This is a genomic window from Flavobacterium pokkalii (assembly GCF_014596575.1).
GTDB lineage: Bacteria > Bacteroidota > Bacteroidia > Flavobacteriales > Flavobacteriaceae > Flavobacterium > Flavobacterium pokkalii.
Map to the genome: position 1 here is coordinate 65,529 of NZ_NASZ01000007.1, position 16,971 is coordinate 82,499.

Genomic DNA, 16,971 nt, shown 5'->3' on the forward strand with positions numbered 1-16,971 from the left:
TAGAGTGTTTAAATTCAACGGATTAATTCTGCAACCACCACTTTAAAAATCAGTCAAATTATTACTTGCTTTTAGATGCCAAAAATTCAATTTATTTATTACGATTGATTCATTCTCTGAAAAAAACTCAACTTCATTACTATTAAAATATTTCGGAAAAATTCTCGTTGTAAAGGCTTCTTTATCATTGATAAATCCTTCAATCACTGAACCATCAATAAACAAATGGATCTTTATCCTTTTACTATTTTTAAGATTCATTTCTCCTGTTTCAATTCTTTTAGGAACTAATTCAGTTTGACTTGATTTAGATTGATCTATTACTAATTGATTCTTTTTTAAATCAAAACATAATTTTGTTGCTTCTCCATTTTTTTGATTTTTACCAATATAGAATCCAAATTTACTTGATTGTTTTGGTAAAATTTCAGCAATTATTTCAACTTGATGACCTCTACCAATTTTAAAATTAGCAGACTCATTAACACTTACTTTTTCAAAGGTTTTTAAAGAATCCCTCAATTTAATTAAGGCCGGATGTGGTGTTTGGTAAATTTCACCATTTTTCAAATTCCAAATTCTAGGAATACTATACAAATGCGCCCAACCGTGTTGTAAATGCAATTCACTTGGAATTAAATCCGGAATAATTGCAATTGCAGTGGTATTACTATCTTTATCGAAAGCAACTGAAGGGGAAAGTAACCGGTTTATTACTTCTAACTTTTTAGGTAACTTAGTATCAGGAACAAATTTTTCGTTTACAAAATCACCAGTCCAATATAAATTTATTGCCGGTTTACCGTCATGCGGTGTAGGATTAACTGCCAATACACATTTATCTTTCATTTTCCAAAAAACAGGCATTTCCCAAAAAATACCTGAATCGTCAACTTTTGGATTCCCTTTAAACAAAAGATGTAAATACGTCCATTTTTTTAAATCTGTTGATTTATATAATAGTAAAGCCCCTTTTTGAACTCCATTTTCCACTATCCCATAACCTACTGTCATGTACCAGTACTGTTTTTCTTTCCAAATATAGGGATCCCTTAAATCGGTACGGCTGTATTGTTTTGGTGGTCCTTTTACAACCGGATTTCCTTTAAACTTTTTCCAATTGATTAAATTATCATCCTCCGGAAAAGCAAGACACATTCCGTTTACTTTTTCATTTCCACCTGTATAAACAATCAACGGGATTCCTTGGTCATCTTTAACAACATGTCCTGACCAAATACCAATTTGATCATAAGCTTCCTCAGGAGATAAGGCTGGTTTGTGCTCGGTCCACTGTACTAAATCCGGACTGCTAAAATGTCCCCAATTTATTTGACCTAAAAATACATTTGCACCATTCTTTTGATTAAAAATATGGTATTTGCCTTTGTAATATACCAAACCATGTGTTTCATTTGTCCAATTTGCTGCGGGGAGTAAATGGTATTTTGGACGATTGAAATCCTTTCTAAATCGGGACTTAGGAATTGCTAATACCACTTTCTCATTCGTTCTATCAGCAATTTCAAAGTCTTTAAAATAGTTAGCTTCTAAAGATGTATTCCATATTTTAACCTCATCTATAATACCGTTAATATGGGTTAAAGGATAAACATTATCTAAATATTTTTCTTTTGGATTGGCTCCAACTGTCAATTCTTTAAATCTTGTCTGACTATTCAAATCACTTACTAAAACATTTAGACAATTAACCCCATTCATAAACAATTGCAGCTTATCCTCATTTATAGTCATAGATACATTGAACCACTTAAATTTTGGAAAAATTTGTTTTGAAAAATAATGTTTTTCATTTCCTTTAATGAATACAGTTATTACTGCTTTACCAAATTGATTTAATCCAGCTGAAATCCAATTTTGATTATTATTTTCTTCTATAAGTGAAAAAAAACTGGCAACGTCGTTGGGATAGGTTTCTAAAGCTACCCATGCGCTGATTGTGCTGGGGGTATTTAAAGGCTGTGGAAGATTTCCAGTAACAGCTGTTGAATAACCATCAAAACGTAAACCGGAACCTTCAATCCCATTTACAAATTCCGGAGTCTCAAAATTACTATGGATTTTATAAACCGTTTTTGTATTTTTTTCAATGGTTGATTTTAGTTTATTAGTATTAAAAGACCATTGGTAAAGAGGTTTTGATTCTTTAGTACAGGAAACAAGCAAAATTTGAATTAACAAAACAGTTACTATTCTTATCATTTTTGTCAGGTTTAATTTTGAAAACAAAACATTAAATCATCATGAATTTCTTAATCTCTTTTTCAGATATTTTAGGATTTGCTCCTTCGCTGGCCGCTACTAAAGCACCAATTGCGCAGGCATAATTCAACGATTTTTGAGGAGATTTCCCTCTGAGTAAACGGATAATTAATGTTGCCAAAAAAGAATCTCCTGCTCCTACCGTATCCACAACATTTACAAAATAACCACTATTATAATAAAATTTCCCATTGCAAAAGAGAACCGCTCCAAAAGCCCCTTTAGTTACACAAATTTGAGCTGTATTGGTTTTTTCAGCTATGAACTTAATATTCTGTTCAAAAGAATTATAAGGAGAATCCATTTTTTTACTTATTTCAAATAACTCTTCATCATTTAACTTAATAAAATCGGCTTTATTCATTAATTCAATTAACACATCAGTTATGTAATATGGCGCTCTTAAATTTGCATCTAAAATTTTATATTTTGCCTTATCTAAAAGAGCAAACAAACTCGCTCTTGAAATTTCATCTCTGCAAATTAAACTACCAAAAACAAAAGCATCAGCCGCACTAACCTGCTGTAACATTTTTTCATTAATCGCGATTTTATCCCAAGCCGATGGATAATGGATATCATAAGAAGCATTCCCTTTTTCATTAATCATTACGTGAACAACACCTGTTTTATACTCTGAATCTTCCTGAATTAATTCAGAACTAATATTATGATTCTGAATATATTGAACTATTTCTTTACCGTTTTCATCATTCCCAATTTTACTGATAATAGAAGAATTAACCCCTAAAGATCTCATCCTTAAAGCAACATTTAAAGGAGCCCCTCCAATTTTTTTATGTGTTGGAAAAACATCCCACAAAATTTCCCCAAAACAAACTACACTTAATTTATATCTTTTTTCCATAATTTTAAATTAAAGGGCAGGTAAACCCTGCCCAATAAAACCACTAGTTAACCAAACTACTATTTAGAGCCTAAATAATCAATTGAATTTTTGTAAATCGTTCTTACATTATTTGCATACGGATTTACTCTATTATCATTCATGTGCCATTCCATTCCACCAATTCCTAATGCGATAATATGTCCCATAAATCTACCACTAGGTTTCCAATATACAATTCCTCCAAATCCTTGTCCGTCAACGGCCCAATCCCATGCTCCAATTACCTCAGCATCATAAAGGTTTGTAAAACTTACAAATTTTGGATCATCCAAAGAACCTAAATTCCAAAGTGCATTATGGTCTTCTTTATAACCTGAATTAATAACATAAACCATTCTATTTGCATAAAATTGACAACCTTGAGAGATAATATTCCCTAATTCTGAATTTGCAAAACCTACACCCCAAGTATCCGGATTTGCTCCTCCTGTACCTGAGCCCAAAATATTTCGAAGCCCCGAAGTATCTCTACCTAATTCTTCAACAAGACCAGTACCATGCCCTCCAGCAACAATTTTACCTCCCTGAACAAAGAATTTAGAAATCACATTAAGATGTTCCAAAAGAGCGGCAGGTTGCGCAGTAGAACCTACGTTATCATACATATAAAACAATACATTAACGCCATCCAATGATCCTTCAGTCAACTGATTATATGGGAGATATATAAATTTATCACCATAAACTTGTTGTGTCCAAAGTCCAGCCTCTTTAACATCATCATCTGAAATATCATTAAGAGTTGCTCCATCCCCTAAAAATGCAATTTTTGACGGTAATAATTTAGCTGAAATCAAATAATGTCTTGTCGTAACTCCATTACTAACAGCTAAATCTACAGGACTTGACAAATCCAGAGTTGTACCTGTTTCAGGCATAACGGTCACTCCATTTGGAAAAACAGCATCAAATGCCACATTACTTAAATCGGTATCACCAGCTAAACTTACTGTAATACTTCCCTTTAGATGATTTACTTCTGCATCTTTACCATTAAGTTGCACTGCAGAAACAATATCTAAAACCTTAGGTCCATCTGTATAATTTTCTCGTTCATCACATGATTGCAACCCTAGAAACAGGGTTACAATCATTAATGATTTTATAAATATTTTTTTCATAATTAGTCTATTATTTACTTAATAAATATTCAATTGCATTTTTATGTAAACGATAAATATTACTTTGGAAATCATTCACTGCTCCATTATTATCAGCCATACTCCATTCTAACCAACCTCCTGTATTAACAATCATGGTTCCTTGGTAAACTCCTTGTGGCTTGAACTCCGCCAAACCGATTCCACATCCTCTGGCATCTAACCACTCATACCATCTTATCAAAACACTGTTTGTAGCAGCTTCAAATTCTAAAGCTCTGTCTTCTGAACATTGCGATTTTGTAAATGCACTATCATAAGGCCCAAAATCAATTCCAAAATTTCTATCTTCTTTATATTTAGCATTGTTCATTGGATAATAATCTGTCGTCCCTTTAGTTAAACCGACTAATAAAGGATGGTTGGCAGAAGCACTTGGTGAAGGTGCAGAATATGTACCTCTTAATCCCCAGGCATCCAGATTTTGTCCACCTACAACTCCTGTATTTCCTCCATTATTGACAAAAACAGTACTTCCTATTTTAATACGACCAATTTCATCCAAAAGGTTGATTCCGAAACCTTCTACAATTAATCCTCCACCTGCTTTATAGTAATCATTGATAATGTTAATCTGAGCTGAAGTTATTCCTGATGGAGTGTCTGGCATATTTTGAGTTCCTACATTATCCCAATACAATAACACGACTTTAGTACTAGCCAAAGATTGCGCAGTCAAATTACTAGCTTGTATATATACAAAGTCTTCGGCATAATTTTGTTTCAACCATAATGCCGCTGCCTTAGTATCTGGTTCGCTGATACTTTCAACACAACTGGCACCACTAATAAAGGCAATCTTTTTTGTTGAGTTGATAATTCTAGCCGTAACTGCATAAGTTTTAGTTAATCCCTCAACGTTTGTAACCGTATAATTTATTGGTCCGTTAGCGAAGTTTTGAACCACAGCTGTATTAGGAGAAATTGTCGATCCCTCTGTAACTGTAATAATCGGTGTTATCGTTGATAAATTTGATCCGGAAGGGAAATCCATAATAATAGTTGATGCATCATTATCTACAATTCCGGTAACACTGCAAATATCTGTTCCTGTTTTAAAACTTGTAACAAATGGAGCTGGTAATTGTTTTACTTTCACATAATAACTTTTCCCTGTAAATCCATCATTAGAAACAATTGTGTATTTAACCGGATTGGTAAAATCCTGAGCTATACCTGATTGAGGTGTAGATGTCGTTCCTCTTGGAATAATGTAACTAGGTACTAATTTTTTAATATCTTCAGTACTACCTACAGTCACATCAATAGTTCCTTTGTCTTCATCGATAACACCTACATTTGTTCCAATGGAGAATGACAACATTTTTGGATCTCCATAAGCAGCCACATTTGCTGTATATTCTCTGGAAATACCATTATTTGTAATTGTAAATATCACCGGCCCTCCAGAAAAATCAACTACACTTCCAGATGCAGGTTCCACAGTTGCACCATCAGGCAAACTCATTTCAACAGGCACTGCAGTTAAATCTGTTCCTGCTGGCAGCGTAAAAGTAATAACTGCATTGGTATGACTTATATTGGCAGATTGACCGTTAACTTTAAAATCTCTGATTATGGAATAGGTATAATCAGGAATATTATCATTGAATTTAATATTGTCTTCACAACTAACAGTCGTAAACAAGACACATGCAATTCCCAAAAACAATAAAGGAATCATTTTAATCATTTTGGATATATTTTTCATATTATTTTCTTTTAGTTTAATAACAAATAATTTATTAATGTGGTTTTTAATAGCCTGTTCTTTGTTTATACACACCACCAGAGGCATCTATCTCGATTTGTGGAATTGGCAGGTATTCATCTCTGCCTTCTGTAAACGACGCTCCACTATAATATTTGCGTTTAGCACTTTCCTTAAGCATATAATCATTTATCCAGCTTGAAGCTATGCCCCATCGTACTAAATCATAAAAATGATGTCCCTCATTATGAAGCTCTAATCTTCTTTCCATTCGCAAAGCTTTAGTAGCATAGGCTTTAGATATTCCTGTGGTAGGATATAAACCAATGGAATAATTTGCCGCATTATTGGCATGATTATTAAAATCATATACATATGGTGCATTCTTAGCTCTGTTTCGAATTTGATTGATAATCGTCATTCCTGTTTCAATATCATTCAATTCAATTGAAGCTTCGGCTTTCCATAGCATTACATCACTTATTTTTATTATTGGCCAATCTAAAGCTCCTTTTGCCCAAGGGAAACCTCCGGAAGCTCTCAAATCAGAGTAAGGATCTATCTGGTTTTTCTTTCTTAGATATAAGCCATAGGTAGCTGGGTCTCTGCTCCAATTGGTTTGTTGTGGCATCCCTTGCCATTTTTTCCAAGTGATTCCAGGGCGACCTATAGAATGATCTAGTCTAGGATCTACTGCAGTTGTTACATCTGTAGGAGCTAAATCTGAATTATTATATGAATCTAATAATGGTAAACCCACATTATCCACTTTGAACGCATTTACGATATTTTGAGTTGGTTTATCAAAATCGTCTCCGTTTAAGTAAGGATGATTAGGGTCATCTGATGGAGAATCAGGAGAATTAATTAAATCTCCAAAATTTAAATTTCCAAATTCTGATCCGTCATTAACAGAATATTGAATTGCAAATACATTTTCCGGATTACCATAGCCTGGAAAGGAATATAATTTTTCTAAATCACTCACTAAACTATAAGGCCCTTCGATAACCTTGTCAGCATTTATAATTACCTGATCCCATTTTTTTTGAAACAAATTGGCTTTTGCTAAAAAAGCATAAGCAACCAATTTATTTACACGACCTAACTCCGTTTGTGTAGGTGGTAATACCGGAATTGCATCTGTTAAATCTTTCTCAATTTTTCCCCACAAAAATGCAGTATCAAACGAATTTTCGACACTAGTAACTTTATCGATTGGCGTATTTTCATCGATATAAGCAAATGAGCCGAAATTTTTCATTAACTCAAAATAAAAGTGAGCTCGCAACACTTTCATTTCGGCAATTCTTAGGTCTTTATTTTCAAAATCAGAATTGTTTTTTAATGCTATAATAGCACTATTTACTCTGTTTATTGAAAAATAAAGTGCTCTCCAAAGGTTATACACATTTTCGGAAGAAGAAAATACCTGCTGGATTTCAAGGCCGTGCATTCCTCCTCCAGGATTATCCCCTACACCTCCTCCTCCTTTATAAGAATCTCCGCTTCTAATATCAGAAAAACACCAGTTTGAAGGAGCATGGTCAAATGGCCAGTTATCTCTAAATTCCCCTGTATTAAATCGGTAATCTAAAGTACTATAAGCACTTACAACTAATTGTTCTAGGTCTAGATTATTCTCGGAAATAACATTTTCCGGAGCTACATCTAAAAAATCTGCCTGACAGGAGCCTACACCAAGTGAAAGCCCGACAATTGCTATATAAATTTTTATTTTTTTCATCTTCTTAAAATTGTAAGTTAAATCCAAAACTGAATGTTTTAGTATGCGGATAAACTCCCATACCAGCAATACCAATACCTGTTCTGCTCAATCCAGGCACTTCATAATCAAATCCAGAGAATGGGGTAATTGTAAAAATATTTTCTGCCTGTAAATAAACTTTCGCAGAGGATAATCCAATCGATTTTATTTTTGTTTGATTGAAATTATAAGCTAGATTGATATTCTTCAATCGGAAAAAAGAACCGTCTTCAATGAAATAGGTTGATGCTCTTTTTTGATCATTGGTATCTGTCGTACTTAATGCTGGAATATTTGAATTAGCATTCTCCGGTGACCACGCATCAAGAGTATTCTTACCATGATTAAATCCGAAGTAGGCAAAATCTAACATCTCTCTCTGGGCATTGTACATATCATTTCCTTGAACACCATCAAAGAATAAATTCAAATCCCATTGTTTGTAACTGGCTGATAAATTTATCCCATAAGTAAAATCTGGATGTGGATTTCCAATAATAGTTCTGTCATCCTGATTGATTACCCCATCACCATTTAAATCTCTATATCTGATGTTACCAAGCGCCTTTCCTGTTTGCTCAGCATGTACCGCCACTTCTTCCGGAGTTCTAAAAATTCCATCAGCAACATAGCCATAATAAGAACCGATAGGATGACCAATTCCTGTGTATGAAATACCATTTAAAATAAAATTATCCGAATTATTTAATCTTGTGATTTTGTTTTTATATCTGGAAAATGTTACTGTAGCACCGTATTTAAAATCATTTTGAGATTTTGAATTGTAGCCTAACACCATATCAATTCCGCGGTTCGTCATATCACCGGCATTGAAGAATAAAGTTTTTCCGGCTTCACCTAAAACACTAGGCTGTACTATTTGCAATAACAAATCAGAAGTTTTCTTTTCATAGACGTCAACTACAAAATTGAGTCGCTTATTAAAAAGATCTAAATCCAAACCTAGGTTTGTTTGATAAGATTGCTCCCATTTCAGATTTGGATTACCAACCTGATTTGCCGAAACACCTGTACTAATAGGTCCGCTACCACTTCCATTCAAATCATAATTACTATTTTCCAGTGCATTATTAAAAATAGAATATTGGGCATACTCTAAAATATCGGCATTACCATTTCCTCCCCAAGAAGCTCTTAATTTCATATTATCAATAAACGATGAATTTTCTAAGAACTTTTCATTGCTTAATGTCCAACCGGCAGAAGCAGTTGGGAAAACAGCATAACGATTATTTTTACCAAAACGCGAAGAACCATCTCGACGAACACTGGCTGACATATAATATTTACTTGCAAAATCATAATTAACTTTTGCAAACATTGATTCTCTTCTGCTATCGGGACCTATACCATAGGCATCCAGAATACTAGAGTCGGCAATAATGTCGTATTGCTTGTAATTTTCAAAATCTACTTTAGTCCCATATGGAACCTGAAGACGATTATAGTCGTTTTCCTGATCTTTTTTGTAAACTTCATGACCTACAAAGGCATTTAGAGAATGTTCCCCAAATTTTGCAGAATAATTTATCAAATTGGTCAAAATAAATGTATCCGAATTATTTCTATTTCTGGCATATCTAGCAAACTCCTCTCCTCCTATCAATACTCTATTTCCTAAAATACTTCCGTTTTGATTGAAAGCTGCTGTATGTTCATCATACTTGTATCTGTTGATATCGAAGTTTAATTTTGAACTAAAAGTTAAACCATTCACTATATTCAAATCCGCATACACATTACCAAAAGATCTCCATGTTTTTTGTACATTATCTTTATTAATATACAAAATAGCCAACGGATTCCATTTATCCTGTAAACCGCTACCAGTAGGTCCACCCCAGGTTCCATCTTCACCGTAAACAGGAATTAAAGGATTTTGCAATAATGCATCTTCCATCGAATTCCCTTTCACTTCCTGAAAATTTACAACCGTTAAGTTTTCACCAATAGTCAATTTGTCTTTAAACAATTTAACACTTGAATTTAATCTGAAATTAGCTCTTTCATAATAAGTGTATCTAATTACACCATCATCTTTGGCATATCCTAAACCAGTAAATATTTTCCATTTATTATTAGCAAACGAATACCCAAAATCAGTAGTTGTAGAAATAGAATTTCTCGAAATTACATCAACCCAATTGGTATTTGATAATCTTAAATTTTGATTATCATCTAAAAATTCAGGAAGCGGATTTCCCGGTGAATAAGCAAAATTTCCTGCTGCAACCGGCACATTTCCCTGCGCTTTATATCTAACGTCCAACCATTCCTGAGCACTTAACACATTGAAGTTATCTCTTATTTTATTAATGGTAAAACGGCTATCAAGAGTTATTTTTTGTACACCGGCTTTGGCTTGTTTAGTAGTTACAATAATAACTCCTTTGGCAGCTTCGGTACCATAAATACCGGCTGAAGCAGCATCTTTCAAAACCTGAATACTTTCTATATCATTTGGATTTAACCCTGCCGGCGAATTCGTTTGAACTCCATCAATAACCCATAATGGTCCTGTTCCACCAAATACCGAAGTAAGACCTCTAATCGATATTTGGGTATCATTTCCACCGGGAACTCCGGAGGATGTAAATGTTAAACCTGGAACTCTGGATTGTAATTTACTAATCACATTAGGTGTTGCTACCTTATCTAAATCGGCTACAGCAACAATAGAAACCGCACCTGTGATGTCTTTCTTCTTTTCTTTTGAATATCCTGTAACTACCACTTCATTAAGATCATTTGAAGTAGATTTTAAAGTTATTGTATAACTTTTTTTAGAGCTAATAACAATTTTATTGTCAGTAAATCCAATAAAAGAGACAACAAGTGTCTGTCCTTCATTGGCTTTTATTTGAAACTTCCCATCAAAGTCAGTCACCACACTTTTGGATGTTTCCTTTACAAGAACAGTTGCTCCGGGTAAAGGTTGACCATCATCAGCTAAAACCGTCCCGCTTATTTGGGATTGTTGCGCTGAAACAAGAAGCCCAAAGAAAAATAAACACAAAGTGATTATACTTTTCTTGGTTTTAAAATACCTGATTTTCATACTTTTAATTGTTTTGGTTTTTAGTTAATTTGATTTGCTTTTTAGTTGTTTTTAGTTTGCTTGTTTTTATTCATTACTTAAATTGGTTTATGATTACATTGTTTAGTTCAAAAATTGAATTTGTTTTAACAACCGAAAGCGATTCCATTGGAAAATCCGGAAAAAATATTTCAGTCATTACTGTTGTTCCATTATCGTAAAATATTTCAATGGAGGTTTTATCAATAATTAATCTCACTTGAATGGAAGAGAAATCAGTAGTTATGGGTGCCGTAGAAATTTTCTTTGCAAAGTCATCGGAAAAGGAATGCTGACTGACTTTTTTTCTGTCAATATAGAAGCTATTTTCTTTTTTATTAATTCCAAAATGCAGTGCATTATTCTGATTATTAGAAAGAACGAAATCATAATTACCATTCGCTTTAATATCCGTAACTGTAAAACTAATATCCAGTTTAGACATATCCACAGTAGAATTATCTACAATAATCTGATTTTCATTTACAACAATCTTATCTTTTTGAAGTGTTTTAGAAATATACTTATCCAATTCTTTTACCGGCAAAGAAACTATTCTGTAATGACCTTCATTTTTGATAAGCTTCAACTCTCTTGGAATTGTCATGGCACTCCTCCATGCTTTAGTTGGAACTTTACTGGCATATTGCCAATTACTCATCCAGCCGATGAATAATTTTCGACCATCTTTATCCGGAATATTGGACCAGGTTACACCGGCATAATTATCTTTTCCATAATCTATCCACAAAGCCTGAAACTCTTTCAAATCATTTAGAAAACTATTGTCAACAGAAAAAGTTTTACCGTCAAAATCACCTACAAAATATTGAGTTGCAGATCCTCCATTAGGTCCTCCGGGATTAATACTTTGTAGCAATACCCATTTTAATTCATCAGTTCCTTCTACTTTTATCGGAAAAAAATCTGGACATTCCCAAGGTGCCCCATGAACTCCTAAATCCTTTCCGAAAGCAGAAGCAAATTCCCAATCAATTAGATTAGAAGAACGATAAATTTTAGTTTCAATATCAGCCGCAATAACTACAATCCATTGCTTATGAATTTCATCCCAAATCATCTTTGGATCTCTGAAATGTTTAAGATTTGGGTTCTTAATTACCGGATTTTTACTGTATTTTGTCCAGGTCATTCCTTCGTCCAACGAATAGGCAATTGCCTGCGTTTGATAATCCATATTTCCATCTTTTTCGCTCTGAGCATCATGATTGGTGTACATCGCTACAATTGGAGGATTTTGCAAACTGCCTAATCCCGAAGTATTATTACGATCAACTACAGCACTACCTGAAAATATATAACCTTTAGCATCCGGATATAATGCTATTTTTTGCTCATTCCAGGTTATCATGTCTTTACTTGTTGCATGCCCCCAATGCATAGGACCCCATACGGTATCATCCGGGTAATACTGATAAAATAAATGGTATAATCCTTTGTAAAAAAACATACCGTTTGGGTCGTTCATCCATCCACTTTTAGGAGTAAAATGGAAATTAGGCCGATATAATTCCTCATTTGAAAGTATCAAATCCTTTTTTAGTTGCGCAGTATTACAACTTAACATAGCAATTGAAAACATAAGGCAATAAATTTTCTTAAAAAACTCTTTCGTATTCATGTTAATCCTTTTATTTGTTAACCAGCACTTCACTAACTTCTTCTAAAGAGATCCCTTTAGTTTCCGGCATCATAAAAAGCACAAATAGCAATTGAAACACCATCATTATGGCAAAAAACAGAAACACATTTCCTACCCCGAAATTGGTAAAAAGAATAGGTACCATAGAAGGAATAATTGCTGCTAAAACCCAATGAACGGAACTACCAAAAGATTGTCCGGAAGCTCTTAAATGATTAGGGAAAATTTCAGAAATAAATACCCAGATAACTGCTCCCTGACCAATGGCATGCGCTGCAATAAAAACAAAAAGGAAAATGGGTACCGCCATTCCTGTCCATCCTAAATAAAATGAAGCAGCTACCATGGAAAGAGAGAAAATATAACCTATCGAACCAAAAAACATAAGTTTTTTTCTTCCCAATCTGTCTATCAGATAGACACCGATAAGAGTAAATAGTAAATTTATAAAACCAATACCGATACTGCTTAGTAAGGCGGTTTTTGCGCCTAATCCTGCTTCTTCAAAAATTCTGGGTGCATAATATAAAAAGGCATTAATCCCTGACAATTGATTAAAAGCGGCAATCAAAAAAACCAAAATCAATTGGAAGCGGTATTTTTTGATAAAAATATTTTCATGCGAAGCGCTATTAGAACTATTCTTTTGCAATTCGTCCATAATAGACTGAACATCTTCTTTAGAACCAATTTTGTCAAATATAATTCGGGCTTCATCTGCCTTATCTTTAGTAAACAGCCATCTTGGACTTTCCGGAATTGTAAATGCCATTACCGAATATAAAACCGATGGAAAAACCTGAACTCCCAGCATCCATCTCCAGGCATTAACTCCTACATCACTCAACAAATAATTAGATAAAAATGCACAAAGAATTCCCAGTACAATATTAAATTGATATAAACCCACTAAAGTTCCTCTATCCTTAGCCGGAGAAATTTCAGAAATGTATGCTGGTGCTGCAATTGTTGAAACTCCAATACCCAATCCTCCGATAAATCTAAAAAAGGCAAACACAAATGGATTATTTGCCAATGCTGTTCCTGCTGCAGAAATTGAAAACAAAATTCCTATAATTAGCAGCGTTTTCTTTCTACCCAATTGATTCGTTGGGATTCCCCCAAAAATAGCACCTATAACAGTACCCCATAATGCCATTGCCATTACTACAGAACCATGAAAAAAATCACTCGAATGCCACAACTCTTGTAATGTTTTATCTGCTCCCGATATAACTACGGTATCAAAACCAAATAAAAATCCTGCGAAGGATGCAATAATAGACCACTTAAATATTTTCTTATTCATATTCAGATATTTTAATTATCCAAATATCCAAATCAAACCTCAGGAAGCATTTTTGATTTGTTGCATATTTCTCCATTTTTGTTTCCAAAAACACAAACCCTTTGTTTACAACACCTTAACCCAATAAAAAATAAAATTAAAAAATAAAAATTCTAATTTTGATACCAAAAAATATAGTATTCGAACAATAAAAAAATAATTAAAAACAATATCCATAATTTATTCTAATAAAAATTAAAGATTTTATTTTTTTAAACTTAAATATTTACACAATTACTGACTAATTCCACTCAAAACCATTTTATTTCGACTATAAAAAACTATAATTTCACCGTGTTTTGACCTAATTTCAAATCAAAAAAAACTTTAATCTTTGCTTAAATGAATAAGCGCTTCACTAAAAATATATTAATAATTTATTTGCAAAAAAAAGCGGATTATACCCTGTATAATCCGCTTCTACTAAACACTTAACTGTTATTAAACACTAAAAATTTTAAAAAAACTGTTTCTAACCGTAAAACAAAACACTTTAATTGATAATAATTTTTGCATCGAAGAGTTTGTTTCCTACAAAACCTTTTATCAAATAAACTCCTTCTCTGGCTTTCATTCCATTATCCGTAATCCCATCCCATTTCACAATATCATTTTCTGAGCTAAGCAGCTTTTCTATTTTTCTTATTGGAAACCCATTAATATCAAATATATATGCCGCAACATATAAATCTTTTTGAACAGTATTGAATTTAAAATTAAAATCACTCGAAGAGGGATTAGGATAAACTACCGGATGCAGAATATCTTCCTTGGCATCATCAAACTTAGCCACTGATACCGTGCCTCCGCCTTGAATATTGTAAATTTTTAAATCTTTAGCCACTGCTGTTCCTCCCTGAGCATATAAATCAATTTGATTACTGCCTTCAGAAGGAAAAGAGCGTGTTGCAAAAGCTAATTCCTCATTTACAAACACCTCTATTACGGATGCATCTACAAAAATTCTCCACCTGATATCCCCTGCAGGTAATTCATAATTTGAACTTTGAATCGATTTAGGCACATCGTTCAAAATCGAAGATTTACTTCTGTCCACAACAAAACTTTTGGTAGTCATATCATAATAAACAAGTGTTTGTTCATTAATACTCAAATTAGACATCAACGAAAAACCTACTTTAGTAGCTGTCCCCGGATCGATTGTTGCTACAATTTCATATTGGGTTCCGCTGGCACCATTTAAGACGTTTGAACTACTTTGATTAAAAGAAACATTAGTGAAATTTTTGGAAGTTCCTCTTAGACTTAGTACGTTAGGATGAGGCACTTGTACAATTTTACCATTAACTAAAGTCCAAACTCTGGGTAAACTAAACACATGCGCCCAACCTTGTTGCTTGTTTTTTTCGGATGAAACATGATCCGGAATGATTCCAATGGCAGTTAATTTGCCATTGGCATCAGGACAAATGGAAGGTGATAATAAATGATTTATAACTTCTAATTTTTGAGGTACCGGATTGTCTTTGATAAATTTAGAACCATCAAATGTTCCTGTCCAATACAAGGCATTTGCCTCCGGTAACTTATTCACTAACAAAACTGATTTGGAACCAAAATTATAATAAACCGGCATTTCCCAAAAATCTCCCGTTCCATCTACAGTTGGATTTCCTTCCATCATGGTTCCTTGTTGTGTCCATTGTTTAAAATCATCAGAAAGAGATTTGTATAAAAACAATCCGCCTCTGGCTGTTCCGTTTCTTAAACCGGTTCCTACCATCATGTACCAATCTAAATTATTTTGAAAAACAAAAGGATCTCTAAAATCTGCATTGGCAATAGTTGTTGGTACGCCTGCAATAATTGGATTCCCATTTTTTGTCCAGCTGTCATAAGGTGCATTTGAAGTTGCTAATCCTATTGCTGCTCTTGCTTTGTTTACACCTGTATAAAAAATATAAGGAGTACCATTTTTAACCACAGCATGTCCAGACCAAACCCCTACTTCATCAAATCCTGGTTGTGGCCATAAAACTTGCGTTTTTTCTTCCCAGGAAACCATATCGCTACTTACATAATGCCCCCAGTTGATGTGTTCTAAATAAGGACCATTATAATTACGTTGGCTAAAAATATGGTATTTTCCCCCCACATACATTAATCCATGCGATTCATTTGTCCAGGCTGCTGAAGGCACCAAATGATATTTAGGTCGGTGATTATCATTCGCATAACGCTCGGCAAGCGGAATTCTTAAATCCGGATCTGAAAGCGTCATTTTATTATATTCATTTAAAATTTCAGTATCTGTCAAATCTTTATTCCATAAAGCTACCTGATCAATAGCTCCTGTCAGTCCATTAGTATCAAAACCGGCAACCGTTTTAGTTTTAGATTCTTTGCCTATGTAAACCGTTGCGTTTTTATCCCATAATAAATTACCAAACGCATACGTCAACGTTTTAATTTTACTTCCATTAAGATAAAGAGAAGCTGTTCCTGACAATGAATTTATATTTAATGCAATAAAACTCCACTTTTTAAGAGGAACTTGCTGATTGGAAACAATTTGAATAACTTCTGTACCTACTTTAAATTGCCCAATTATCCTTCCCCACTGATCAATTCCTAAAGCAGCCCCGGAATTACTGTATGGATTAACATTGGAAAATATGGAAGCATTGGTATTATCCGATAATTGATCTAAATCTTTTCTTTGAACCGGAAATGCAGCCGGAGCTACCCATCCGCTAATACAAACCTTATTGCTTGGAAAAGTTACATTTACTTTTCCTGTAGCCCATCCGTAATAACCGTTAGTTCGCAATGCTTTGCCTTCTAAACCGTTAATCCGTTCGGCTGAACCAGACGGTCCATTAATACTAAACGAGGTATTAGTTTTACTTTCAGAAAGCGTTTGTCCTGTACTTTCATTAAATTTAAATAAGAGTAACTCGCTGGTAGAATTTACAGGGGGAGTTACAGGAGGATCTGTGGTTGTGTCTCTTTTCGATTTACAACTAAAAATTAAAGCAGCCGTTGTAACAACCAAAATATACTTTTTCAT

At 33.8% G+C, this 16,971-nt stretch carries 9 protein-coding genes; all 9 read right to left on the reverse strand.

Going from position 1 to position 16,971, the window contains the following annotated elements; all coding sequences use genetic code 11:
* Positions 1–42 precede the first annotated feature (42 nt).
* Entirely contained in the window at positions 43–2,223 is a 2,181-nt protein-coding gene (locus B6A10_RS06790; RefSeq protein ID WP_188220256.1) for a GH32 C-terminal domain-containing protein, read from the reverse strand.
* A gap of 31 nt (positions 2,224–2,254) precedes the next feature.
* Positions 2,255–3,151 carry a carbohydrate kinase family protein gene (locus B6A10_RS06795; protein WP_188220257.1) on the reverse strand — a complete coding sequence of 299 codons (897 nt, stop codon included), beginning with the start codon at positions 3,149–3,151 and terminating at the stop codon, positions 2,255–2,257.
* A 59-nt stretch (positions 3,152–3,210) separates the two neighbouring features.
* On the reverse strand, positions 3,211–4,314 hold the full coding sequence (locus B6A10_RS06800; protein ID WP_188220258.1) for a DUF4960 domain-containing protein: 1,104 nt from the start codon (positions 4,312–4,314) through the stop codon (positions 3,211–3,213).
* Between the two features lie 10 nt (positions 4,315–4,324).
* A complete protein-coding gene (locus B6A10_RS06805) occupies positions 4,325–6,064 on the reverse strand; it encodes a DUF5018 domain-containing protein (RefSeq protein WP_188220259.1) in 1,740 nt (579 codons plus the stop codon).
* A gap of 46 nt (positions 6,065–6,110) precedes the next feature.
* A complete protein-coding gene (locus tag B6A10_RS06810; protein WP_188220260.1) occupies positions 6,111–7,811 on the reverse strand; it encodes a RagB/SusD family nutrient uptake outer membrane protein in 1,701 nt (566 codons plus the stop codon).
* Positions 7,812–7,815: 4 nt separating this feature from the next.
* On the reverse strand, positions 7,816–10,911 hold the full coding sequence (locus B6A10_RS06815) for a SusC/RagA family TonB-linked outer membrane protein (RefSeq protein WP_188220261.1): 3,096 nt from the start codon (positions 10,909–10,911) through the stop codon (positions 7,816–7,818).
* 73 nt (positions 10,912–10,984) lie between these two features.
* A complete protein-coding gene (locus tag B6A10_RS06820) occupies positions 10,985–12,532 on the reverse strand; it encodes a glycoside hydrolase family 32 protein (protein ID WP_238929369.1) in 1,548 nt (515 codons plus the stop codon).
* Between the two features lie 49 nt (positions 12,533–12,581).
* Positions 12,582–13,901, reverse strand: a complete 1,320-nt coding sequence (locus B6A10_RS06825) for a sugar porter family MFS transporter (RefSeq protein WP_188220263.1) — start codon at positions 13,899–13,901, stop codon at positions 12,582–12,584.
* A gap of 532 nt (positions 13,902–14,433) precedes the next feature.
* Entirely contained in the window at positions 14,434–16,971 is a 2,538-nt protein-coding gene (locus B6A10_RS06830) for a GH32 C-terminal domain-containing protein (protein ID WP_188220264.1), read from the reverse strand.